General features: G+C 65.4%; 25 protein-coding genes. 22 read left to right on the plus strand and 3 right to left on the minus strand.

The genetic code is table 11. The annotated features are described in order from the left end of the window. Positions 1–27 precede the first annotated feature (27 nt). The 4 genes from B4393_RS03410 (at position 28) to B4393_RS03425 (ending at position 3,529) form a co-directional block, all read left to right on the plus strand. The gene (locus B4393_RS03410) at positions 28–1,335 is read left to right on the plus strand and encodes a hemolysin family protein (protein ID WP_078332891.1); all 1,308 of its coding nucleotides are present in this window, start codon (positions 28–30) and stop codon (positions 1,333–1,335) included. Continuing rightward, positions 1,328–1,654 (plus strand): cytidine deaminase, encoded by a 327-nt coding sequence (locus B4393_RS03415; RefSeq protein ID WP_078332892.1) that lies wholly within the window; start codon positions 1,328–1,330, stop codon positions 1,652–1,654. The genes B4393_RS03410 and B4393_RS03415 overlap by 8 nt, the downstream gene beginning before the upstream one ends. Then, positions 1,651–2,565 carry a GTPase Era gene (gene era / locus B4393_RS03420; RefSeq protein ID WP_078332893.1) on the plus strand — a complete coding sequence of 305 codons (915 nt, stop codon included), beginning with the start codon at positions 1,651–1,653 and terminating at the stop codon, positions 2,563–2,565. Before B4393_RS03415 ends, era begins: the two co-directional genes overlap by 4 nt. 115 nt (positions 2,566–2,680) lie before the next feature. Then, entirely contained in the window at positions 2,681–3,529 is an 849-nt protein-coding gene (locus tag B4393_RS03425; protein WP_078332894.1) for a DUF559 domain-containing protein, read from the plus strand. 85 nt (positions 3,530–3,614) lie between these two features. On the opposite strand, the gene B4393_RS03430 is transcribed toward B4393_RS03425, so the two are convergent. Continuing rightward, complete coding sequence (locus B4393_RS03430) at positions 3,615–5,015, minus strand: amidase (protein WP_078332895.1); 1,401 nt, start codon at positions 5,013–5,015, stop codon at positions 3,615–3,617. A 73-nt stretch (positions 5,016–5,088) separates the two neighbouring features. Here B4393_RS03430 and recO point away from each other — a divergent pair, with 73 nt between their 5' ends. Genes recO through B4393_RS03445 form a run of 3 tightly spaced genes read left to right on the plus strand, consistent with a single transcriptional unit; the run spans position 5,089 to position 7,155 of the window. Beyond that, entirely contained in the window at positions 5,089–5,874 is a 786-nt protein-coding gene (gene recO / locus B4393_RS03435) for a DNA repair protein RecO (RefSeq protein WP_070935426.1), read from the plus strand. Next, positions 5,837–6,745, plus strand: a complete 909-nt coding sequence (locus B4393_RS03440) for an isoprenyl transferase (protein WP_078332896.1) — start codon at positions 5,837–5,839, stop codon at positions 6,743–6,745. Before recO ends, B4393_RS03440 begins: the two co-directional genes overlap by 38 nt. Beyond that, positions 6,745–7,155, plus strand: a complete 411-nt coding sequence (locus tag B4393_RS03445) for a hypothetical protein (RefSeq protein WP_078332897.1) — start codon at positions 6,745–6,747, stop codon at positions 7,153–7,155. The genes B4393_RS03440 and B4393_RS03445 overlap by 1 nt, the downstream gene beginning before the upstream one ends. On the opposite strand, the gene B4393_RS03450 is transcribed toward B4393_RS03445, so the two are convergent. Beyond that, positions 7,152–7,610: a Fur family transcriptional regulator gene (locus B4393_RS03450; RefSeq protein ID WP_109558614.1), complete on the minus strand. Its 459-nt coding sequence runs from the start codon at positions 7,608–7,610 to the stop codon at positions 7,152–7,154. The two genes, B4393_RS03445 and B4393_RS03450, sit on opposite strands and share 4 nt — an antisense overlap. Further along, positions 7,607–7,966, minus strand: a complete 360-nt coding sequence (locus B4393_RS03455; RefSeq protein WP_078278400.1) for an ArsR/SmtB family transcription factor — start codon at positions 7,964–7,966, stop codon at positions 7,607–7,609. The genes B4393_RS03450 and B4393_RS03455 overlap by 4 nt, the downstream gene beginning before the upstream one ends. 491 nt (positions 7,967–8,457) lie before the next feature. Here B4393_RS03455 and B4393_RS03465 point away from each other — a divergent pair, with 491 nt between their 5' ends. The 15 genes from B4393_RS03465 to B4393_RS03535 are packed head-to-tail and all read left to right on the plus strand — an operon-like array spanning position 8,458 to position 22,999. Then, the gene (locus B4393_RS03465; protein ID WP_078333016.1) at positions 8,458–9,540 is read left to right on the plus strand and encodes a hypothetical protein; all 1,083 of its coding nucleotides are present in this window, start codon (positions 8,458–8,460) and stop codon (positions 9,538–9,540) included. Continuing rightward, positions 9,512–10,708 carry an N-acetyltransferase gene (locus B4393_RS03470; protein WP_078332899.1) on the plus strand — a complete coding sequence of 399 codons (1,197 nt, stop codon included), beginning with the start codon at positions 9,512–9,514 and terminating at the stop codon, positions 10,706–10,708. Before B4393_RS03465 ends, B4393_RS03470 begins: the two co-directional genes overlap by 29 nt. Further along, the gene (locus B4393_RS03475) at positions 10,708–11,688 is read left to right on the plus strand and encodes an NAD-dependent epimerase/dehydratase family protein (RefSeq protein ID WP_078332900.1); all 981 of its coding nucleotides are present in this window, start codon (positions 10,708–10,710) and stop codon (positions 11,686–11,688) included. The genes B4393_RS03470 and B4393_RS03475 overlap by 1 nt, the downstream gene beginning before the upstream one ends. A gap of 29 nt (positions 11,689–11,717) precedes the next feature. Then, the gene (locus B4393_RS03480; protein ID WP_078332901.1) at positions 11,718–12,800 is read left to right on the plus strand and encodes a fatty acid desaturase family protein; all 1,083 of its coding nucleotides are present in this window, start codon (positions 11,718–11,720) and stop codon (positions 12,798–12,800) included. After that, a complete protein-coding gene (locus tag B4393_RS03485; RefSeq protein ID WP_078332902.1) occupies positions 12,797–14,119 on the plus strand; it encodes an aminotransferase class III-fold pyridoxal phosphate-dependent enzyme in 1,323 nt (440 codons plus the stop codon). Before B4393_RS03480 ends, B4393_RS03485 begins: the two co-directional genes overlap by 4 nt. After that, positions 14,119–15,621, plus strand: a complete 1,503-nt coding sequence (locus B4393_RS03490; RefSeq protein WP_078332903.1) for a pyridoxal phosphate-dependent decarboxylase family protein — start codon at positions 14,119–14,121, stop codon at positions 15,619–15,621. The genes B4393_RS03485 and B4393_RS03490 overlap by 1 nt, the downstream gene beginning before the upstream one ends. Further along, a complete protein-coding gene (locus B4393_RS03495; protein WP_078332904.1) occupies positions 15,618–16,328 on the plus strand; it encodes a hypothetical protein in 711 nt (236 codons plus the stop codon). The genes B4393_RS03490 and B4393_RS03495 overlap by 4 nt, the downstream gene beginning before the upstream one ends. Next, entirely contained in the window at positions 16,325–16,843 is a 519-nt protein-coding gene (locus tag B4393_RS03500; protein WP_078332905.1) for an SRPBCC family protein, read from the plus strand. Before B4393_RS03495 ends, B4393_RS03500 begins: the two co-directional genes overlap by 4 nt. Continuing rightward, complete coding sequence (locus tag B4393_RS03505) at positions 16,840–17,592, plus strand: hypothetical protein (RefSeq protein WP_078332906.1); 753 nt, start codon at positions 16,840–16,842, stop codon at positions 17,590–17,592. The genes B4393_RS03500 and B4393_RS03505 overlap by 4 nt, the downstream gene beginning before the upstream one ends. Before the next feature lie 3 nt (positions 17,593–17,595). Further along, complete coding sequence (locus tag B4393_RS03510) at positions 17,596–18,534, plus strand: ABC transporter ATP-binding protein (protein WP_078332907.1); 939 nt, start codon at positions 17,596–17,598, stop codon at positions 18,532–18,534. Then, positions 18,531–19,301, plus strand: a complete 771-nt coding sequence (locus B4393_RS03515; RefSeq protein ID WP_078332908.1) for an ABC transporter permease — start codon at positions 18,531–18,533, stop codon at positions 19,299–19,301. The genes B4393_RS03510 and B4393_RS03515 overlap by 4 nt, the downstream gene beginning before the upstream one ends. Positions 19,302–19,318: 17 nt before the next feature. Continuing rightward, positions 19,319–19,594, plus strand: a complete 276-nt coding sequence (locus B4393_RS03520) for an acyl carrier protein (RefSeq protein ID WP_078332909.1) — start codon at positions 19,319–19,321, stop codon at positions 19,592–19,594. After that, positions 19,591–21,276, plus strand: coding sequence for a fatty acyl-AMP ligase (locus tag B4393_RS03525; protein WP_191988877.1), 1,686 nt, complete (start codon positions 19,591–19,593; stop codon positions 21,274–21,276). Before B4393_RS03520 ends, B4393_RS03525 begins: the two co-directional genes overlap by 4 nt. After that, positions 21,273–22,142 (plus strand): MlaE family ABC transporter permease, encoded by an 870-nt coding sequence (locus tag B4393_RS03530; protein WP_078332911.1) that lies wholly within the window; start codon positions 21,273–21,275, stop codon positions 22,140–22,142. The genes B4393_RS03525 and B4393_RS03530 overlap by 4 nt, the downstream gene beginning before the upstream one ends. Beyond that, entirely contained in the window at positions 22,139–22,999 is an 861-nt protein-coding gene (locus tag B4393_RS03535) for an MlaE family ABC transporter permease (RefSeq protein WP_078332912.1), read from the plus strand. The genes B4393_RS03530 and B4393_RS03535 overlap by 4 nt, the downstream gene beginning before the upstream one ends. The last annotated feature ends 1 nt before the right edge of the window (position 23,000 follow it).

Below are 23,000 nucleotides of genomic sequence, written 5' to 3' on the forward strand. Positions count from 1 at the left end.
CTTGCGCGAAGAACGTAGGGCCTGAGTATGTCTGGCATAGGGCTGCTGCTGGCGGCGATTGCGCTGGTCGGTCTGGGCGGTGCCTTCGCGGCCATCGATGCCGCCATCAACACGGTGTCCTCGGCGCGTGTCGACGAACTGGTTCGCGAGGAAAGGCCGGGGGCGGTACGCCTTTCCGTGGTGATCCGGGAGCGCCCGCGCTATGTGAACCTCGTCGTCCTGCTGCGTACCACCTGCGAGATCTTGTCGACGGTGTTTCTGGTCGGGTACCTGACCGCACGGATGAGTCTGGGCGCCGCACTGACCATCTCGGCGATCGTCATGGTGGTGACAAGCTTCGTGGCGATTGGCGTCGGCCCACGCACCTTGGGACGCCAGCACGCGTACTCCATCGCGCTGGGCGCCGCGGTGCCGCTACAGGTGATTTCGGTACTGCTGGGCCCCATTTCGCGGTTGCTCATCCTGCTGGGTAACGCGGTGACTCCTGGACGTGGTTTCCGCAACGGCCCGTTCGCCTCCGAAATCGAGCTGCGCGAGGTTGTCGACATGGCGCAGCAGCGTGGTGTGGTGGCCGATACCGAACGCCGGATGATTCAGTCGGTATTCGAGCTGGGTGACACCCCCGCCCGCGAGGTGATGGTGCCGCGCACCGAGATGGTGTGGATCGAATCCGACAAGACAGCCGGTCAAGCCACCTCGCTCGCGGTGCGCAGCGGGCACTCGCGTATTCCGGTGGTCGGGGAGAACGTCGACGATGTCGTCGGTGTGGTCTTCCTCAAAGACCTTGTGCAGCAGACGTACTACTCGGTGAACGGTGGACGTGACGTCACCGTGGCGCAGGTGATGAGGCCGGCGGTGTTCGTCCCGGACTCCAAGCCGCTGGACGAGTTGCTGCGTGAGATGCAGCAGGATCGCAAGCACATGGCGCTGCTGGTGGACGAGTACGGCGCCATCGCCGGCTTGGTGACCATCGAGGATGTGCTGGAGGAGATCGTCGGAGAGATCGCCGACGAATACGACCAGGATGAGGTCGCTCCGGTGGAGGAATTGGGCGACAAGACGTTCCGCGTCTCCGCCAGGTTGCCGATCGAGGACCTGGGGGAGCTGTACGGCATCGAATTCGACGAGGATCTCGACGTCGAGACGGTGGGCGGACTGCTGGCGCTCGACCTCGGCCGCGTGCCGCTGCCGGGCGTCAAGGTCGCCTCGCATGGACTTTTGTTGCAGGCTGAGGGTGGTCCGAACACGCGTGGCCGGGTGCGCATCGGGACGATTCTGGTGCAGCCCGACCCGGATGCGACAGACGACGAGAAAGCGGAGGAAAGAGATGACTGAATTGGACGCGGAAGATAACAAGCTCGTCGTGCTGGCCCGTGGAGCGATGGGCCGTGCCGAGGCGACGTCGGGCGCTGCGGTGCGCGACGGTGATGGCCGAACCTATGCCGGTGCGCCGGTGACGCTTTCGGTGCTGTCACTGACCGCCCTGCAGGCGGCCGTCGCGGCCGCGGTCTCCAGTGGCGCGTTGGCCATCGAGGCAGCCGTACTGGTCGGCGGTTCACATGAAGACCCGGGTATCGCCGCCGTGCGGGAACTGTCGCCGACGGCGACCGTCATCGTGACCGATCGCACCGGCGTACCCGCGGGGCAATTGTGAGCTCGCCCGAATTTCGTTCGGGATTCGTCTGTTTCGTCGGGCGGCCGAACACCGGCAAGTCGACGCTGACCAATGCGCTGGTCGGCCAGAAGGTGGCGATCACCTCGAACCGGCCGCAGACCACCCGGCACACGATCCGCGGAATCGTGCACCGTGAGAATTTCCAGATCGTGCTCGTCGACACCCCGGGGCTGCACCGGCCGCGCACGCTGCTCGGTCAGCGGCTCAACGACCTTGTGCGCGATACGTATTCCGAGGTGGACGTGATCGGGCTGTGCATTCCGGCCGATGAGGGGATTGGGCCGGGCGACAAGTGGATCCATGAGCAGATCAAGCTCATCGCGCCGCGCACCACGCTGATCGCGATTGTCACCAAGATCGACAAGGTGAGCAAGGAGAGGGTGGCCGAGCAGCTGCTGTCGGTTTCCGAGCTCGTCGGGCCGGATGTGGACATCGTTCCGGTGTCCGCCATCTCGGGCGCCCAAGTCGAGGTGCTGACAGAGGTTTTGGCGTCCAAGCTGCAGCCGGGGCCGGCGTTCTACCCGGACGGTGAGCTGACCGACGAGCCCGAAGAGGTGCTCATGGCCGAGCTGATCCGCGAGGCCGCACTCGAGGGCGTGCGCGATGAGCTGCCGCACTCGCTGGCCGTGGTGATCGACGAGGTGAACGAGCGCGAGGGCCGTCCCGAGGGCTCCGAGCTCATCGACGTGCACGCCATCCTTTACGTCGAGCGGGACAGCCAAAAGGGCATCGTCATCGGCAAGGGCGGATCACGGCTGCGCGAAGTCGGGACAAATGCCCGTGTGCAGATCGAAAAGCTGCTCGGCACAAAAGTGTTCCTGGATCTGCGCGTCAAGGTCGCCAAGAACTGGCAGCGCGACCCCAAGCAACTCGGCAAGCTGGGCTTCTAGGGGGCACGCTCCCACCCCTCCCGCCGACACGCCGTGTTTTGCGGAGGCCACTCGCGAAATACGTCGAAAATCGTAGTCTCGGTGACTTGTCGGAGGGGCGTGCAACGCTCCGGTCATGGGTGGGCTCATAGTTGCAAGTGAGGCGCTGGCGGCGGGGACCGTAACGCCGCAGATGCTCCGCAAGGACTACGCGAAGGTGTTTCAGAATGTCCACCGGCGTCGAGACGCCGAGTTGACGGCGGCGCTGCGTGCCGAGGCTGCGTTCTTGTGGTCAGGACGCAAAGGGGTGGTTTCGGGTGTGTCGGCTGCGGCATTGCACGGCAACCCTTGGATATCCGCGGATCGACCAGCCGAGCTAGTGCGCCAGCGGCATGATGCGCCGAGTGGCATCGTCATCCATAACGACAGACTGTTGCCGGCTGAGTTGATGACTGTTCGTGGGATACCGGTGACTACGCCAGCTCGGACCGTCTTCGACGTCGGACGACGTGTCCGCGTGAACCGGGCCATCGAACTCGTCGACGTGCTGCTTCGACTCTGCACCGTCGAGTCGGTCACGCGAGTCGCCGAGCGCCATCGGGGTGTACGGGGCCTCCGACAGTTGGAGCGGGTCCTGGCATTGGCGGATGCGGGCGCGGAGTCGGTGCAGGAAACTCGCTTGAGGTTGTGCCTGGTTACCGGCGGATTGCCCGAACCAGAAACTCAGATCGAACTGCGGGGGCCGGACGGGCGGATCATTCGTCTGGATATGGGTTGGCGCGAGCAACGGGTTGCCGCCGAATTTGACGGCGCACAGCATTGGGGCGATTCGACACAGCACCGCCGAGACATTGAGCGGCAGGAAACAATTGCCTCGCTGGGCTGGAGACTTGTCCGCGTGAGCCGTGACCAGTTGATGAATCAGCAGAAGACCGTAATCGAGCGTGTGCGCGCAGCCTTTAGCGCTGCGCAGCGAGCCGCATAGTCATCGAAACTACGGTTTTCGACGCATCTCGCGAGTAGCCGACGCAGAACACGGCGTGTCGGCGCGAAGGGGCGGCGCATGTCACTCACCACCAGGGGTCGGGAGTCTCCGCTGCCCAGTTGTTGACCGACTCCAGCTGCGCGGCAAGGGAAATCAGCAGCGGCTCACTGTTCGCCGGGCCCATCAGCTGCACGCCGATCGGCAACCCGTCTTGGGTGAACCCGGCGGGCACATTGATCGACGGCCAGCCGAGGACATTCCATGGCCAGGTCATGGGACATGCACCGACTTGCCCGCGATCCGTTGCGAGACTGCCGATATCGTCGAAATCGTAGATACCCGTCGGCGGCTGGGCGGTGGTCGGTGCCAACACCACGTTGAAGCTGCCGAAGATCTTGCCGACCCGCGCCTGCAGCCGCGGCTCGGCCGCTCGCGCCCGCCGCAGCGCCCAGCCTGCCAATCGGCGGCCGGTGCGCATGTTCGTCAACGTCCGCTGGTCCCAATGCGCCCCGGCATCGAGTCGATCTCCCCACGGCAGCAGCCCGGCCGTTGCGCGTGGCAGGAAGTTCAGGCCGAGCCCGACGCCGTAGTCCGGGTCGCCCTCGGACACCATGTGTCCGAGGGAGCGCAGCTGATGGGCGACGTAGCGGGTGGCAGCCTCGATCGTGGGATGTATGTGCGCCGGGAAGCCGGAGAACGGAACCTTGAGCGATAGCGCGACGCGCAGCTGTCCCGGGTCCTCGTGGACGGCATCGAGAATCCGCACATGCGGTGGCTTGTGCAAGTCGCCGGAGACGTTTCCCGACGCCACATCCAGCAGCAGTGCGGCATCGGCAACCGTGCGGGCCAAGGGTCCGTGGACGGTTATCCCGTTGAACGCCTCGGCCAATGGCCAGGTGGAGATCCGGCCGCGTTGGGGCTTGATGCCGATCAGATGCGTCCAAGCGGCCGGAATCCGGACGCTTCCGGCGCCATCTGAGCCGATGGCACCGGCGACGAGCCCGGACGCGACCGCGGCGGCGCTGCCGCCCGAGGATCCACCGGGGGTGTGGCCGCGGCTCCATGGATTGCGGGTGTGTCCGAAGCCGGGCCCGCTGGTGAAGCCCCACTGGCCCAGCTCACAGGTATTGGTCTTGCCGACGATCACCGCGCCCGCGGCCCGCAGTCGGCGCACCAGCTCGGCATCCTCGGACTCCGAGCCGACGGCTCCGGCGGTACCGAATGCGGTTGGGGTGCCCGCCAAGTCGGTGTCGTCCTTGATGGCGATGGGCACCCCGAGCAACGGCAGCCGCTCGCCCCTGGCTAACCGCTTATCGGCCTCGGTGGCATCGGCAAGAGCGCTCTTGGTGCACACCACCCGGAACGCGTTGAGGGTCGGTTGGCTCGACTTGATCGCGTTGAGCGCCGTGAGGGTCAACGAAATGGAGCTGACTGACCCCTCTGCCAGCGCTGCGGCCTGGGAAGTCAGCGTGGGAAAGCCCGACATGACCAGAAGGGTAAGCGGTCGAAATCGTGCGTCAATGCGGGGATTCGTCGGTACCAGATGGGAGACTACTCGAATGCGGCTTTATCGGGATCGTGCTGTCGTGCTGCGGCAGCACAAACTCGGCGAGGCCGATCGCATCGTGACCCTGCTGACCCGCCAACATGGCCTGGTGCGCGCGGTCGCCAAGGGGGTGCGCCGCACCCGCAGTAAGTTCGGCTCACGGCTGGAACCATTCGCGCATATCGACGTGCAGCTGCATCCGGGACGCAATCTGGACATCGTCACTCAGGTGCAGGCCATCGACGCTTTCGCCGCGGACATCGTCAGTGACTACGGCCGGTACACCACCGCCTGCGCCGTGCTGGAGACCGCGGAGCGGATCGCCGGTGAGGAGCGCGCCCCGGCCCTCGCCCTGCATCGCCTGACCGTCGGCGCGCTGCGGGCCATCGCCGATCAACAGCGTTCCCGCGAGCTGGTCCTCGATGCCTATCTGTTGCGCGCCATGAGCATTGCCGGGTGGGCGCCCGCCATCAGTGAATGCGCGCGTTGTGCCACTCCCGGCCCGCACCGCGCCTTCCATGTGGCGGCGGGTGGCAGCGTGTGTGTGCACTGCCGTCCGGCGGGTGCGGTGACCCCGCCGCAGGGTGTGCTGGAGCTGATGGCGGCACTTCATGACGGCGACTGGGCGGCCACCGATGACGTGCCGCAGACCCAGCGCACGCAGGCCAGCGGATTGATCGCGGCACATTTGCAGTGGCATCTGGAACGCAAGCTGCGGACACTCCCGCTCGTCGAACGTGGCAGCAGGTTAAATATGAGCCATGGTGAAGAGCAGTCAGCCCGATCCGCAGCAGGATAAGTACTTCACGGATTGGGCCGATGTCCCACAGGGCTATAACCCGACGTTCCCGGACAAGACGGTTTTTCCTGCGGTTTTCCCCAAGCTGTTGCCTGGTTCTGGCCCCGGCGGCACCCGGCCGCATCCCGCGCCCAAGCACCCGTCGGGTGCTGTACCCCCGATCATTCCCAAGGAGCTGGTTCCCCGGCACGTCGCGGTGGTGATGGACGGTAACGGGCGCTGGGCCCGGGCCCGTGGATTGCCGCGCACCGAGGGCCACAAGATGGGCGAGGCCACCATGATGGACATGGTCTGTGGCGCCATCGAGATGGGCATCCCGTGGCTCACCACCTATGCGTTCTCGACGGAGAACTGGCGCCGCCCCGCGGATGAGGTGCGCTTTCTGATGGGCTTCAACCGCGACGTGGTCAAGCGTCGCCGCCACGACCTGAACAACATGGGTGTGCGGTTCCGTTGGGCCGGGCAGAAGACGCGGTTGTGGAGCAGCGTCTACAAGGAGCTCGAGATCACCGAGGAGCTCACCAAGAACAACAGCACCCTGACGTTGACCACGTGCATCAACTACGGCGGTCGGGCCGAAATTGCCGAGGCGACAAGGAGAATCGCCCGTCTGGTGGAGTCCGGTCAGCTCAAGCCGGACCGCATCACCGAGGAGACCATCGCCAAGTATCTCGATGAGCCCGATATGCCCGATGTCGATCTGTTCCTGCGACCCTCGGGTGAGTTCCGGTCGAGCAACTTCATGATGTGGCAGTCGGCGTACGCCGAGTTCGTGTTCCAGGAAAAGATGTACCCGGACTTCGATCGCCGCGACCTGTGGGCGGCCTGCCTGGAGTACGCGCAGCGCGACCGGCGATTCGGGTCGGCGTGATGACAGATCCCGAAAGCGGTGCCGACGAGATCCTCGATCGGATGTACCGCGTGCTGCATCCGGTGCTCCCGGTCACCAGGGAGCCCGACGGAGCGCTGACCGCCGACTACGAGGGCACGCTGACCTCGATCCGGGTGGTCACCATCGTGGCCGGGCTGGACGTGGTGTCGCTGTCGCAGGTACTGGCGTGGGATGTGGCCGTCAACGCCAAGTCGCGGCATCTGGTCGATGGGCTCGCCCAGAAGTCGCTGTTCGGGAATATCCTGCTGATCGCCAAGGGGCGCAAGGCAGATGTGTTGCTGCGCTACAACTTTCCGGCGACCGGTATCGACGACGATGACGCGTTGATGACGTTGCTGATGATGGTGTTCGCCACCGGATCCGACGCGCGAAAGGCGCTGGGCAACTAAGAGTTGCGGCGCTCGGCAGTGCAGCGGCTGCAGAAACCGAAGACCTCGACCGTGTGGTGCACCTCGGTGAAACCGTGCTCCTCGGCGATATCGGTGGCCCACTTCTCGACCGCACCGGCCTGCACCTCGACCGCGAAACCGCAGCTTTGGCATACCAAGTGGTGGTGATGGCCGTCCGAACAGCGGCGGTACACCGACTCCCCGGTGTCGTTGCGCAGCACGTCAACCTCGCCTGATGTCGACATCGACTGCAGGGTCCGATAGACGGTGGTCAGGCCGATGCCCTCGCCGGTCCGCTTGAGCTCGTCGTGCAGTTCCTGCGCGGACTTGAACTCATCGGTGCGCTTCAGCAGGGCGGTGATGGCCGCGCGCTGACGAGTGGAACGTACCGTCCCGCGCAGTGCCGGCCTGTCCTCGCGGAGGCTGGGGGGACCCCCTGCTTGCGTGGGAGTCATCTCTGTTCCTCGGTATGGGCAACCGCGTCGACGACGATATGGGAGAGGTGATCGTCGACGAGGCGGTACATCACCTCGCGTCCCTGACGCTCCCCGGAGACCACTCCGGCGGCCTTGAGCACCCGCAGATGCTGGCTGATGAGCGGCTGGGCCACACCCACCGCGTCGACCAGCTCATGGACGCAGCGTTGCGATTCGCGCAGCTGCAACACGATGGCGATGCGCACCGGCGCGGCGAGTGCGCGGAGCAGCTCACCGGACTGTTCGAGGATCTCGCGGGAGGGCAGCGGTCCCGGTGGCGTCAGCGGGGCATGCGGTGGCTCGTCATGTGCGGAACTGAGCACGGTGTTCACCACGGCGGTCTACCTCAACCTGAATCACGCCCCGGCTTATCCGGAGACCCAATGTACGAGTCCGGCGGCAAACCGGGCCCATCTATTGAGGGTAGTGGCCGATTGCCGATCTGGGGGTAAGGGTGCGGCCGTGGCGGTCCTGGCACTGCACTGACCCCCAGGATGACTGGGCCGGCTCCTGTGCGCCTTCGATATTTGCTGATGCTTCGGGATTCATCGTCGCGGGGCGCGGATCCGGGCACGAAAGGGCCTGCAAGTGCCGCGCAAACCGGTATTTCATGCCGTCGTGGGATTCGGTTCACTCCGGGCGTGTGTCGCGGCCTTCCGGGCTCGCTTCCCATCAAAATATGCGTCCTAACTGCTGCATTTCGGGTGAGCAGTGTCACAGCGTGCTCACAGGCCGCGGCGTTGACACGAGACCCTGCGGTCTCTACGTTATGAAAACGATAATCATTATCAATTAAGTCTTTGACGCCTACCCGAGGATGATCGTGATGGCCACCTTTGCTACCGACACCAATGAGCTGAAGAACATCGACGGTCAAGGTCGGCCGGGATGGTTCGTCAGCAGACGCGTCGACATCCTGTTTGTCTTCGGGCTGGGCGCACTGTTGTCCGCGGTGCTCTTCGCGGCCGACGGGCATAAGGGCGTGTTCCTCGTGGGTGCGGTCGTGTTCTCGCTGTTGTCCGACCTACCGCATGTGTTGACGACGACCGCCCGGGTATGGATGGATCCGCGCGAACGATCTCGGTACTGGGCGCACTACGTGATCAGCTTCATCGTGGTCGGCGCCATCGTCGGCACACTGTGGTTCGGCGGCTGGATGGTGCCGCTGCTCGCCATCTGGGCCTACTGGCAGGTCTTCCACGTCCTCAAACAGCACTTCGGCATCATCAACATCTACGCAGCGAAGAACGGTTACAAGGGTCCGCGAAACCGGATCAAGTACGCGTTGTACGCCGTCTGCCTGGCCCCGGTGCTGTACCGGGCGAGTCATGGCCTGAACTTCTCCGCGTACGAGGTCTTCGGCCACCGGTTGCCGTTCTCGAATCTGAGCGTGCCGGTGCCGCCGATCCCCGGTTTCGTGGTGATCGCCGGATTCGTCTGTGCCGCAGCGTTTTTAGGTGCAGCGGTGTGGGAGCAGTTCCAGCTCAAGCGGGCCGGGCAACGGACCCTACCGGCGATGTCGGTGGCCACCTTTGTGATCGCGGCGCTGTCCTACAACCTGTCCTACCTGCTGGTTTCGGATCTCTTCGCACTGATCCTGATCGCGACGACGACGCACAGCCTGCAGTACCACCTGATCAACTGGACCCGGAACAACACGCGCTTCGCACGCACCCAGGATCCGGGCGAGAAGAAGCTGCTGCTGGCACGGCTCTCGACACGCAAGGCATTGCCGCTGTACATCGCCTTCTTGGGCGGCCTGGGCATCCTCGCCGGTCAGCTCGACACCGTCATCTTCGCGGTCCCGCTGACCTTCGTGCTGCACCACTTCTACATGGACGGCGCGCTGTGGAAGAGTAAGGGCAACCCGGAACTCGCCCATGACCTGGGAATCGTCCGTGCTGGATAGGGGACTGATCGAGCAGCCGGCCGGGCAGCGGCAGGGGCGCCCGCCGGTATCGGTGCGGCGGGTCCAGTCCCACAGCGACGCCAAGCAATTCATCGCGATGCCATGGCGCATCTACGGCGAGGATCCCCGCTGGCGCCCCACGCTGCGCCGCGTCATGCACGCGAAGATGAATTCCAAGCACAACCCACTGCATGGCGAGGTCCAGGTCGAGAACTTCGTCGCCTACCGTGGCGGCCGCCCGGTGGGACGTATCTCCGCAGCGATCGACTCGGCGTACGTGCAGCGTTACGGCGACTGCGCATTCTTCGGGTTCTTTGAAAGCGAGGACGACGACGCGATTGCCCGCGCTCTGCTCGGGGAAGCCGAGCATTGGGCAGCGCGTCGAGGGGTCACCAAGATGGTCGGCCCGTTCAGCTACACCTCGCGGGAGGAGGTCGGTCTGCTTGTCTCCGGATACGACCGGCCGCCGGCGCTCATGCAGCCGTACAACCCCCGGTACTACCCGGGATTGGTGGAGGCATCCGGATACCGCAAGAAGTTCGATACCGCTTCGTACCGTTGGCATATCGACGGCAGCCAGGAGGTCCGGCAGCGCCTGGTGCGACGTGCCGATGCGGTGATGCGCGATCAGGGCGTGACGGTGCGCTCGGTGCGGATGCGTCACTACGCCGACGAGCTGGAAATGCTGCGCGGTCTCTACAACGACTCCTTCGCCCATCACCCCGAGAATGTTCCGCTGAGCCGCGAGGTGTTCTCGGGGATGGCTGCGGAGATGCGTCCGCTGATCGATCCGAACATCGTTCGGATCGTTGAATCCGAAGGCGTACCAGTCGGATTCCTGCTGATGCTGCCCGATGTGAACGAGATTGTGGGGCGCTCCGGTCGGCTTACCCCGACACTGCTCGCCCGGCTGGCGGCCCGGCGCGACGGACGCATCCGTGGGATCGACACCGCCGTCGTGGTGCTCATCGGTGCGGTACAGACCCAGTTCGGCGCCGGGATCGGCAGGGTGCTGGCGGGGGAGATCGTGCGGACGATCACCGGTAGCGGATACTCCTCGGTCGCCACCACCTGGGTGCACGAGGACAACGTGTGGTCGAATTCGCTGACCTCGCAGATGAAGACGAACCCCGAGAAGATCCACCGGGTCTATCAGAAGGCACTGTGATGGGCGGCCGGACACTGGTCACCGGGGCCACCGGGTACCTGGGATCCACCCTCGTCACGTCCCTGGTGCACGCAGGCGAGCGGGTCACCGTCCTGATGAACCCACACGACGCCGTCGCGCTTCCCGAGGAGCTGCGCCCATATGTAGAGACGGCCCGCGCCGACATCACCGACGCGCGCAGCATCGAGGACGCGATGCGAGGCGTGTCCCACGTGTATCACCTTGCCGGCATCGCGTCGCCGAATTCACGCCTTGGGCACAGGATTTGGCAGACCAACGTGCTGGGCACGTATCACGTGGCGCGCTCGGCGCTGCAGCATGGAGTGCAGCGGGTGGTGCACGTGTCATCCACCGCAGCCATCGGATACCCACCCAACGGTGTGGTGGCGGACGAAGACTTCGACCCGCGGCACTCTGTGCTCGACAACGTGTATTCGGCAACCAAGCGTGCGGGGGAGCGGCTGGTACTGGACTTCGCCGAACGCGGTCTGGACGTTGTCGTCGTGAATCCTGCCGCGGTGTTCGCGCCTGGGGCGGGTCCCGTTCGGTCCTGGCAGGGGCTGCTGGTCGCCGCGCGTAAGGGCCTGCTGCGTGTCGTGCCGCCCGGCGGAACCGCGGTGTGCTCGGCGCAGGATTTCGTCGTGGGCATCACCGCGGCAATGGCCAAGGGAGACAACGGACGCCGGTACATTTTGAGTACCGCCAACCTGTCCTACCGGCAGATCGGGGAGCTGCTGGTGGCCGCGGTGGGACGTGAGCACCCAGTGCGGTCCGCGCCCATGGGGTTGTTCCGGGCGGCGGGACGGGGAAACAGGCTGCTGCGCGACGTGTCCGGGCGCTTTGACCCCGACGACGTGCTGGTTACCGAGAACGTCGAACTGATGGCCCGTGAGTTGTATTACGCGCCCGACAGGGCGGTGCGAGAACTGGGAATTCCCAAGGTCTCCAACGACGAATTGATAGCGGAGTTTGTGCGATGAGTCCCCCACGAGCGGGAGGTACCCCCAGCATGCGCGAAGAGCATCAGGACAGGGTGACGGTCGAGCCACGGCAGGTGCAGGGCGGCTCCAAGGAAGCCCTGGGCATCTCGATGGCTGATGCGCGTGCGCTGGTGGCCGACCTCACCGCGCGTAGCCAGTGGATCTACTGGCTGGATTTGACCGCTTGTGTGGCCATCGGATACACCGCGTTCCTGCTGTGCCCTGCCGAGAACCTGCTTTCGCTGCCGGCGGTGGCGTGCATTGTGGTGGCCGCGTTCGCGTTCTATCGCGCCGTCTTGTTTGTCCACGAACTCGTGCACGCCGAACACGATCTGCACTGGTTCTCGGTGGTGTGGCACGCGGTATGTGGAATTCCTTTGCTGACACCGAAATTCACCTTCGAGTTCCATCACGAACACCACGCGTCGCGCACCTACGGGACGGCCGAAGACGGGGAGTACGTGACCTATGCCAGCGAGCCGCGCTGGCGGATCGTCCTGTTACCGTTCACGGCGCTGGGTGGGCCGTTGGCCTTCGTCCTCCGGTTCCTGGTCCTGGCGCCGCTGAGCTGGCTGGTTCCCGCCATCCGGCCCCTCGTGCTCACCCGGGCGTCCTCACTCATGATCGACGCCGATTTCGAGCGTCCGTTGCCGCCGGACGGGACGCCCCGCTCCTGGTTGGTGCAGGAAATCGCTTGTTTCGCATACACATCGGCGCTCCTGGTGCTGCTGCTCCTGGGCGTCTACTCACCGAACAGGCTCGTGGAGGCCTACCTGGTGATGGCGCTGGCGCTGTTCGTGAACTGGCTGCGCGTCCTGGTGGCACATCGGTATGAGGGCCGCAGCGAGCGTATGACGTTCCCGGAGCAGGTTCTCGATTCGATCGACCATCCGTCGGTGCCCGTGCTGGGCCCGTTGTGGGCGCCCGTCGGTTTGCGTTTCCACGCGGTGCACCACTTCTTCCCGCAGCTGCCTTACCACCAGCTCGGTGAGGCACGCCGCCGGCTGATGGCGGCGATCCCGCCCGATGCCGGGTATTGGTCCACCCAAGACCGTTCACTCGCCTCATCGCTGCGGCGGCTGCTCGCCCACCCGCGTAAGGAGGCGGTATGACCACAAGTCAATTCATGTCCACGGCAAGAGAATCCGGAGCCGTGACCTACTCGCGGCGGTTGCCGATACGGCCCGTCGAGGCACGGGGTGCGCGGGTGCGTGCCGATGATGGCCGCTGGTATGTCGACTGCCTGGCCGCGGCAGGGGCCATGTCGCTGGGCTGGAATCACCCGGTTGTCAACGAGGCGGTGATGAAGACGGTTTCCTCCGGGGAGCCGCTGCTGTCACTGGACTTCCACACCCCGGCCCGGGACCGCTTTGTCGAGGAATTGCTCTCCATCCTGCCGGTCCGGCTGGCCGCGGACGCCAGCATTCATCTGTGCTCGCCCAGTGGGGCGAGCGCGGTGGAGGCCGCGTTGATGCTTGCCGAGATCGCCACGGGTGGTCGCGAACACATTGGTGTGCAAGGCGGTTTCCACGGATGCACCCGGGCAGCGCGCGCCGCGAGCTCGGGTGGCGGTCTGCGCAAGCAGCCGGTGGTGCTGTCTCCGCAGGCGAGTTTCCTGCCGTACCCGCAGGAGTACCGCAGCCCCTTCGGGGTGGGTGGCGAGCACGGCGTCGAGCTGGCGATCGCGGCGGCCGATGCCGTCGCACGCCCGCATAGCGGCGTGACGGCACCGGCGTCGCTGATCGCCGAGTTCGTTCTGGGTGAGGGTGGCGTGATTCCGGCTCCGGCGCGGTGGGGACAGGCGCTGCGCCGCACCGCATCGACGTTGGGCGTACCGCTGATTGCCGACGAGGTGCAGGCGGGCATGTTCCGCACCGGCCCGGCCTGGGCGTTCCAGCACTGCGGTATCGAACCCGACATGGTGGTCATCTCCAAGGGCCTCGGCTCAGGTATTCCCATCGCGGTCCTGGTGGTGCGCAAGGAATTCGACGTGTGGGAACCCGGTGCGTTCACCGGCACCTTCCGCGGGAACGCCATGGCCTTCGCCGCGGCCAGCGCGGTGATGCGCTTCGCGCGGGAGAACGGCCTGCGCGGGCACGTGACCGCCCGCGGCAAGGTTTTCCTGGATGGCCTGAACGCGATCGCCTCCGGTTCAACACTGGTGGGTGATGTGCGCGGGGTCGGGCTCATGCTGGGTGTGGAGATTGTGGACCCCGACCTGCCATGGCCAGATGACGCCGGCGCTCCGGCACCCGAACTTGCCGCGCGTATTCAACAGGCCTGCCTGCTACACGGTCTGATCGTCGAGACCGGCGGGCAGTACGGCAACGTGGTGCGTTTCCTGCCGCCGCTGACCATCGAAGAGCCCGATATCGCCGCGGCGCTGAACGCGTTCGACGCGGCACTGGCCGCGGTGGAGCGCACGCGGTGATGGCCGACCAGAGCCCCTTCGTGAGCGAATTTCTTACGGGGGATAGTGAAAACACGTATCGCGAAGCCATCGCGCTGGCGGCCGACCGGGCGAGCGCGGCACTGGGCGGTGCCGTCGCGCCGGGACTGGTGGACGGGTACGCGGCGCTGAAAAATGATGTCGAGCGGCTAGATCTCGATGACGCCGACGGTGTGGGGCTGAGCCGGGCGCTGGACGAAGCGGCGGGACTGCTGGCCGAAAAGTCGGTGGTGGTCACCCATCCGGCGTACCTGGCGCACCTGCATTGCCCACCCGCGTTGCCGTCGTTGGCTGCCGAAGTGCTCATCAGCGCGTTCAACCAATCGATGGACTCTTTCGACCAGGCGCCGGCCGCCACCGCCATCGAGCAGCAGGTCATCGAATACTTGTGCGCCAGAATGGGGTACGGCCCAGGATCGGACGGGACGTTCACCAGCGGAGGCACCCAGTCCAACCTGCAGGCTCTGCTGCTGGCCCGCGATCTGTTCGCGCACACATCCGGTTGGGATGTCGCGGCACGCGGTCTGCCGCCGGAGGCCGCTTCATGGCGGGTGCTGTGCACGCGGCAGACGCATTTCTCGGTGCAGCAGGCACTGCGCCTGCTCGGGCTCGGCAGGGCCGCCATCATCGAGGTACCCACCGATGACGCCGGGCGACTGCGGGCCGAGACACTGCCGGAGATCCTTCAGGACGCCGAGCGTGCCGGAACGCCGGTGTTTGCCCTCGTGCTCACCGCCGGGACAACGGATTTCGGGGCGATCGACCCACTGCTGGCGGCCACGGAGATCGCCCGGGCACACGGGATCTGGGTCCATGTGGATGCCTGTGCGGGCGGATGCCTGATCTTCAGTGAACGGTATCGGCACCTGCTGCGCGGTATCGAGCAGGCCGATTCGGTCGCCATCGATTTCCACAAGCTGTTGTTCCAGGCCATCAGTTGCAGTGCTCTGCTGGTGGGCAACCGGGCGAGCTTCGACGTGCTTGCCGCGCATGCGGACTACCTCAACCCGGCCAGCGATGCCGAGCACGATGTGCTCAACCTGGTAGGCAAGTCGCTGCAGACCACCCGCCGTTTCGACGCACTCAAGGTGCTGGTCACCCTGCGGGCCGTGGGCCGGCGGCATATCGCCGCGATGATCGATGCCACCTGTGCGGCGGCGTGGGCTGCGGCGCAGGTGGCGGCCGCGCATCCGGACCTGGAGTTGGCTGTGCCGGTGTGCACCAACACCGTGGTGTTGCGTTGGCGGCAGCCGGATATGACATCGGAGGCTCGCGATGATGTCAACGAAGCGATCCGGGCGGAACTAGCCCACACCGGTAAGGCGATCGTCGGCAGATCCAGTGCGGCAGGTGGACAGGCGATCAAACTCACCTTCGTCAATCCCTTGGTCACGGCTTCCGTGGCGGGCGCCATGGTCTCCGAGATCGCGGCGCACGGCAACCGAATCTGGCGTGCGCGCACCCCGGAGGTCAGCGCCGTATGAGCAATCAGTTGGTACGTGTCGAGCGCGTCGCGGCCTCCGATGCCCGTTTCGGTTGGGCCAAGAATGTCGAGTTCTCGATCTTCGGCCTGGAGAACGACTTTGCCGACCCTGTCGATATCGCGGCTGGCGAGATGGTGCACTACCGGCCATGGGAGCGGTCCTCGGAGATTTACGTCGGCTTCTCCGCGGAGTCTCCGGAGCATCCCGTCGGGGTACTGCGATCGCTGCGTCACGACCCCGAGCTCGGGCTCGCCAGCTTCAGCACCCTGCGTGACGCCCGAAGCTACCGGGACGGCACCAAGGATGCTCGCAATTACCTTTACCCGCACTGGGATTCGTTCTTCGGCGGGGTTGCCCCGGAGCGCATCGCGGAGCTGGCCACCCAGGGCGTGCGCAAGAAGCATCGTCGCGCCGGGATGATCGAGCAGATTTGGCGAGAGTTCTTCGGCGGTCTGGCCGCCGAGGGCGTCCAGTTCGTGACGGTGGCGCTGGTGGTGCCGCTGTTCGATTGGTACCAGCATCTACTGCCGGACCGGCTTCATCAGATCGGCGACATCCTGCCCGACTACATCGGTGCCGACAGCGTGCCGGCCGTCGTCGACATCAGCCGGTCCTTCGTTCCCGACGCCGCAGACGCTGTGCACAACGGCTCGCTGCTGGCCGCCAGCGCCAACCCTTCGTCCCCCGAGAAAGAAAGAATCCGATGAGATCGATTCACACCGAAGAGCACGTTTTCCGGAAGGTCAGCGAGATCGACTGTCCCGTAGACAAAGTGTGGGAACGGGTGACCAGTCAAGAGGGCATCAACGATGAGATGGGCCCGTACATGAAGATGACCATGCCCAAGCAGTTCCGCGGCAAGTCCATCGCCGATGTGACGCCGGGTACCCGCATCGGCAAGAGCTTCCTGCTGCTGTTCGGCGTGCTTCCGTTCGGGTTCGACGACATCACCGTGGCGCGGGTAGAGCCCGGCCGGATGTTCCGCGAGGAATCGCTGATGACCGGAATGCGGGTGTGGGTGCATCACCGTACTTTGGAACCGTTGGCGTCCGAGACGGGCGAGAAGACCAGGGTCACCGACGAAGTCACCCTGGCTCCGCAGGCGCCGATGGGTCTCATCCCCGGATGGGGCCGGCTGCTGAGCAGGATCCTCGCGGCCTTCTTCACGCATCGGCATCGGCGACTGAGCCGCACCCTGTCCGCCACCGGAGTTCCGCGATGAGGCGCCTCACCACAAGCGCGGCCGCGCTGCTCGCGGTGACGGCGGCCGCCGGGTGCGCGCCGGTGAACGAGGAGGCCGGCAAGCCCGTCGGCCACGCCTTCCAGTTGTTGAAGTACCCCGTCGCGCAGTCGGATCCGGCAGCGCAACCGCAGGGTAAGTCGCCGTTCGGTGATTACGCACTGGAAGTCTCCGGTTCGGTGACGTACCTCGGCGAGACCACCGCGCTGCCCGGTGCGGGTGTCATGACCATCGGGCCGGGCCCGCGGCGTGGCGAGCTGAAGATCGAGCAGTACTACCAAGGAGACCGGTTCCCGTATGAGACCGGAATCGTGTCGGGTGGTGAGGGCAAGCCCAGCACCCTGGATGCGATCACCATTGTCAACCCGCTGGATTCGCGGGTGACATTGCAATGCGCTGTTGACGGCGGAATCGCCTTGGCGGACATCGACGGTGAGCGTGAGCTCACCGGGACATGCGGTGGGGGATCGAAGGCGCACGGGCACGTGAGGGCCGACGGCAGCCGCAAGGTGACCTGGCGCGACAGGCCCGTCGAATTGATCCGCACCGTCGTGGATCTCACCGTCACCGGTGCGAGCAGCGGACAGATTCATCAGGTCAACGAGGTTCCCCGGGACAGCACGGTCGGCAGCTTCCCCTTGACCACGTCGATTGACGTGAACATGACGGCGCAGGGCATCAGCCTGACCCAGAAGCTGCAGCGTCAGGTCCTCCCGAAAGTGAAGGACTGATCCATGACAACGGACACAAAGACTCCAGCGCTGCGTGCGACCGATCTGGTCAAGGCCTACCCAGGGTCGGAAACGCGGGCGGTGGACGGGCTGAATTTGACCATTCCGCAGGGGATTGTCTACTGCCTGCTGGGCAGGAACGGTGCCGGCAAGACCACCACTATCCGCATGGCGACCACGCTGCTGGCCCCCACCAGTGGGGAACTCGAGGTGCTTGGTGTTCCCGTCGACAAGACCAAGGAGCTACGCCCCCTGATCGGTGTGGCACTGCAAGAGGTGGCACTGGACCTGTGGATGTCACCGGTCGAGCAGATCCGGATGAGCCTGGCCATCGCGGGGTGGCCCAAGGCACGCCGGAAGGCGCGTGAGGAAGAGCTCGTCGAGCAGTTCGGTCTGAGCAGCTACGTGAATCGCAAGGTGGGTGCGCTGTCGGGCGGCATGCGGCGCCGCGTCGATGTCGCGCTGGCCGTCGCCCACAACCCGCAGATGTTGTTCCTGGACGAGCCCTCCAGTGGGCTGGATATCGAAGGCAAACAGGAGGTTTGGAATGCCATCCGGTTGCTGCGCTCTGAAGGGCGCACCGTGGTGCTGACCACTCACGATATGGATGAGGCGGTGTCCCTGGCCGATGAGGTCGGCATCGTCAAGAGCGGTCAGTTGGTGGCCTCGGGCTCCACGCAGGAGTTCACCCGTAGCCACGGTTACGCCATCGAGATCTCGTCGGACGGTGTGATACCCGAGGAGGCCGCCGGGCGATTGGCAGACGCGGGGTATGCCGTGCAGTGCACCGACTCCGGAACCTTGTCCGGGACATTGGATTCCGCGTCGGCGTCGGACCTGGCGGCATTGGGCGCGGAACTCGATCGCGTCGGATTGGGTGCGGCCAGTATCGAAGTGCGGTCTACCTCGCTGCGCGACGCATTCCTGGAGGTGACCCAGTGAGCGCCCTGTCCAACACCGCGCGGCTGTTCCGCCGGTATGTCGTCGTGGGACTGCGGCAACCGGTGTTCGGGTTCATCTTCCCGATCGTGTTCCCGGTGGTTCTGGTGATCTTCGTGCGATCGATGTTCCAGCGGGTCGCGGACCTCCCCGGATTCCCCTTGTCGTCCTACACCGCATATATCGCGCCCGGGCTCATCATGCTGATCCCGATGCTCGGGGCCGGGTACGGTGCCGGGACGCTGATCGACGAGATCAGGTCGGGGTTCACCGATCGGCTGCGGCTCTACGGCGTATCCACCGGTCAGATCATGGCGGCCAAGATCGGCTTTGAGATGTTCCGCATTCTGCCGGCGGCGGTCATCGTCATCGGGCTGCTGGCATTCCTCGACGCGCCGCTGCGGGCGGGACTGCTGACCGGGGTTTTCCTGGTCCTGGTGATGTTCCTGTGGTCGGCCGCCTACAGCTCGCTGTTCTATCTGGTGGCGCTGCGCACCCTCAATCCGCAGGCGCCGGTGGCGATGCTGCCGCTGGCACTGCCGGTGCTGTTCGTCAGCCAGGCACTCATGCCGTCGGTGTTCCTGTCCGACTGGCTCCGGATCAGCATCAACGCGAACCCGTTCTCCCACATCGTGTCCGCCGCCTCCACCATCATGTACGGCGAATTCGACGCGATGTCGGTTGTGAAGGGTGTGCTGGTGGCCGTCGGGATGTTCGCGCTGCTGCAAATCCCCATCCATCTGGTGATCCGCCGGAAAATCGGCAAGTAGAAGGTTTAGAGAAAAATATGGAAACCCCGTCACAACCCGATGTGCTTCGCGCGAGCGGCTCACCGCAGGTCCGTGAATTCCTCATCGAGTTCATCGCCGAGGAGCTCGAGCTGCCCACCGCGGATGTCAACGACTTCTCCGAGTTGGTCGGTGATCTCGGTTTCGACTCATTGTCGTTTGCCCTGGGCGTCTCGGAGATCAAGGGCCGCTTCGGCATTCAGCTGACCAAGGACGATGTCTTCGAATGCAAGACACTCGGTGCACTGATCGAACTGGTGGAGAGTCGGTTGTGATGAGCCGCGTGCGCGAAGAACGTCCTGGGCCGAACCCGGTGATCGACAGGTTGCGAGCCGGGGCCGGCCTCACGGACCGCGGCCTCACCTCGGCACCGATCGCTCCCGACGGAACGTCACTGCTGGAAGAGCTGCGTACCGTGCCGTGGGCGCAGGTGCACCAGGCCGGGCTACGTATTGCGGGCGCGCTGCAGGCCGCGGGTGTGCGATCCGGTGACGCGGTCGCGGTATTGGCCGGTGCGCCCGGGGAAATCGCGCCACTGGTGCAGGGCATCTGGCTCTCTGGCGCCTCGGTGACAATGTTGCACCAGCCCACCCATCGCTCCGATATGCAGCTCTGGGTCGAAGACACCGGCCGGGCGCTGGCAGCCGTCGGCTCCTCGACGGTCGTGGTGGGCGACCCGTTCATGGCCGCGGCCGGTCAGTTCGGGGCCGTCGCCGCGCGCGTCCTGGAGCTGCCCGCGCTGTTGGACGGTGCACCCGGCGATGTTGTGGAGACCGATCAGGACGCTATCGCGTTCTTGCAGTTGACCTCCGGGTCCACCGGCACCCCAAAGGCCGTCAGCATCAGCTACCGCAATATCGAGGCGAATCTGCGGGCCATGGTGAGCGCATCCGGCGCGGATCCCGAAACGGATGTGGTGGTGAGCTGGCTGCCGCTGTTCCACGACATGGGGATGATGGGCTATCTCATCGTTCCCATGTGCCAGGGGATGAACACGGTCAGCGTGACACCCATGGACTTCCTCGGTGATCCGCTGCTGTGGGCGAAGCTGATCAGTACCTACCGCGGCAGCATGACGGCGGGCCCCAACTTCGCGTACTCGCTGCTGGCCCGTCGGCTGCGCAAGGCACCCGACGGCGCATACGACTTGTCCTCGTTGCAATTCGCGCTCAGTGGTGCCGAGGCCATCGATGTCGCGACCCTCGACCGGTTCGTCGCCGAGGGCGCCCGCTTCGGCATGCGTCCGGATGCCATCGTGCCTGCCTACGGTATGGCGGAGGCCACGCTAGCGGTCTCGTTCGTGCGCCGTGGTGAGGGATACCGGGTGTGCCCGCCCCATCCGGATCTCGTCGCTGCGGAGGGTGCGCAGGCCAGCGCCCGTGTTCCACTGGGTCTTCCGCTGCCGGGATGTGAGGTTCGGGTGGTCACCGAGGACCGTGCGGTGCTGCCGGCGGAATCGATCGGGGAGCTGGAGATCCGCGGTGACAACGTCACCGCCGGGTATCGCACGGCGTCCGGATTCGAGCCGATGCTTGATGCGCAGGGCTGGTTGTCCACCGGCGATATCGGCTATCTCACCCACGACGGTCAGCCCGTGATCTGTGGCCGCAAGAAGGACATCTTGATTATCTCGGGCCGCAACGTGCATCCCGAGGACATCGAGCGTTCGGTTGCCGGGGTATCCGGAGTACGTTCCGGTGGTATCGCGGCGGTACGCCTGCACACGGCGGCAGCCGGCGAGGGGTTCGCGATGGTCGCCGAATCGGCGCTGCACGCGAACACCACCGAGAGTGAGCGCATTCGTGCCGAGGTGGCCGATTGTGTGTACCGCACCCTTGGGGTGAGTCCGCGTGACGTCCATGTGGTGCCGGCCGGATGGATTCCCAAGACATCCTCCGGGAAGCTGCGTCGGCGGGCCACCTCCGAACGGTTGAAGAGGTGTGAACCCGCCCGATGACGACACGGGATCAACTAGTCCGTGTCGGCAGCCAAATGCCCAAAGGGATTCGCACACTTGGTGATCACGGCGCGAGATATCTGCGGCACCATCCGATCGCCGCGCTCACCACCGTCGGCGAACAGTTCGTCCTCGGTGTGCACACCCTGCGGTACTTCGCGACCGACCTGATGACGGGCCGCTTCCCATGGGCCGAGTTCGTGCGGCAGGCTGCATTCATGGCGGGCACGGCGGTGATGCCGACGGTGCTGGTGGCGCTGCCCATCGGGGTGACACTGTCCATTCAATTCGCGCTGCTGGCAGGGCAAGTCGGCGCCACGTCGCTGGCGGGCGCGGCCAGTGGCCTGGCGGTGGTGCGGCAGGCCGCCTCGCTGGTGGCGGCGATGCTGCTGGCCTCGGCAGTGGGCTCGGCGATGACCGCGGACCTCGGTTGTCGGACCATGCGGGAGGAGACGGCGGCTATGGAGGTGATGGGGATATCGGTGGTGCGGCGCCTGGTGGTGCCGCGCTTCGCCGCGGCGATCGTGGTCGGTATTGCCCTGACCGGGGTGGTCTGCTTTGTGGGATTCCTGGCCAGTTATCTGTTCAACGTGTTCGTACAGGGCGGTGCCCCAGGAAGTTTCGTCGCCACCTTCGCATCGTTCGCGACCCCGGCGGACCTACTGCTGGCCTTGCTCAAGGCCGCGGTGTACGGGGCCATCGTGGCGGTGATCGCCTGCCAGAAGGGGCTGGCCTCCCATGGTGGGCCGACGGGTGTGGCGAACTCGGTGAACGCGGCGGTCGTCGAGTCGGTGTTGCTGCTCATGATCGTGAACGTCGTGATCAGCCAGGTCTACACCATGCTGTTTCCCCGGGCGGTGCTATGACCCTCACCTTGCCAACCCGTCGGGAGACCCTGCGCCCCAAGGTGTTTACCGCAGAAGCGGCGGCCAGGCCGCTGGCGCGCTTCGGCCATATGATCACCTTCTTCGTGCATGCGTTCCTCGCGATCCCGATTGTGCTGCGCCGCTACCGTCGCGAGTTCCTGCGGCTGCTGTCCGATATCACCTGGGGTAACGGCTCGATTGTCGTCGGTGGCGGTACGGCCGGTGTGGTGCTGGTGCTCGGTATCACCACCGGCGCGTTGGTGGCCATCGAGGGCTACAACTTCCTGGAGCTGATGGGTCTGGGGCCGGCCACCGGTGTCATCTCCTCACTGGTGACCACGCGTGAGCTCGCCCCGATCATGGCCGCACTGGCCTTCGCCGTGCAGGCGGGCTGCCGCTTCACCACGCAGCTCGGGTCGATGCGCATGGCAGAGGAAGTCGATGCGATGGATTCCCTTGCCATCCGGCCCATTCCGTATCTGGTGACGACGCGTCTACTGGCCTCCGTGGTCGCCATCATTCCGCTGTACGTGGCCTGCCTGACCGTCAGCTATCTGTCCTGCCAGATCATGGTCGGCATTGTCAGCGGCGGCTCGATGGGGCCCTACCTGCACTACTTCACGCTGCTGGCCAGCGGTACCGATATCGCCTACTCCGTGGGTAAGGCCATCGTCTTCGTCTGGATTGCCTCGGCGGTGCAGTGCTACTACGGCTTCTGCGCCGACGGGGGTCCGGAGGGTGTCGGCATCGCCGCCGGGCACGCCATGCGCGCCAGCATCACCGCGGTGATCATCGTCAACATGCTGCTGACCATGGCGCTATGGAGTGTCGACTCCGGCGCCAGGTTCGGGGGATGAC

Source organism: Mycobacteroides franklinii (genome assembly GCF_002013895.1).
Classification (GTDB): Bacteria; Actinomycetota; Actinomycetes; order Mycobacteriales; family Mycobacteriaceae; genus Mycobacterium; species Mycobacterium franklinii.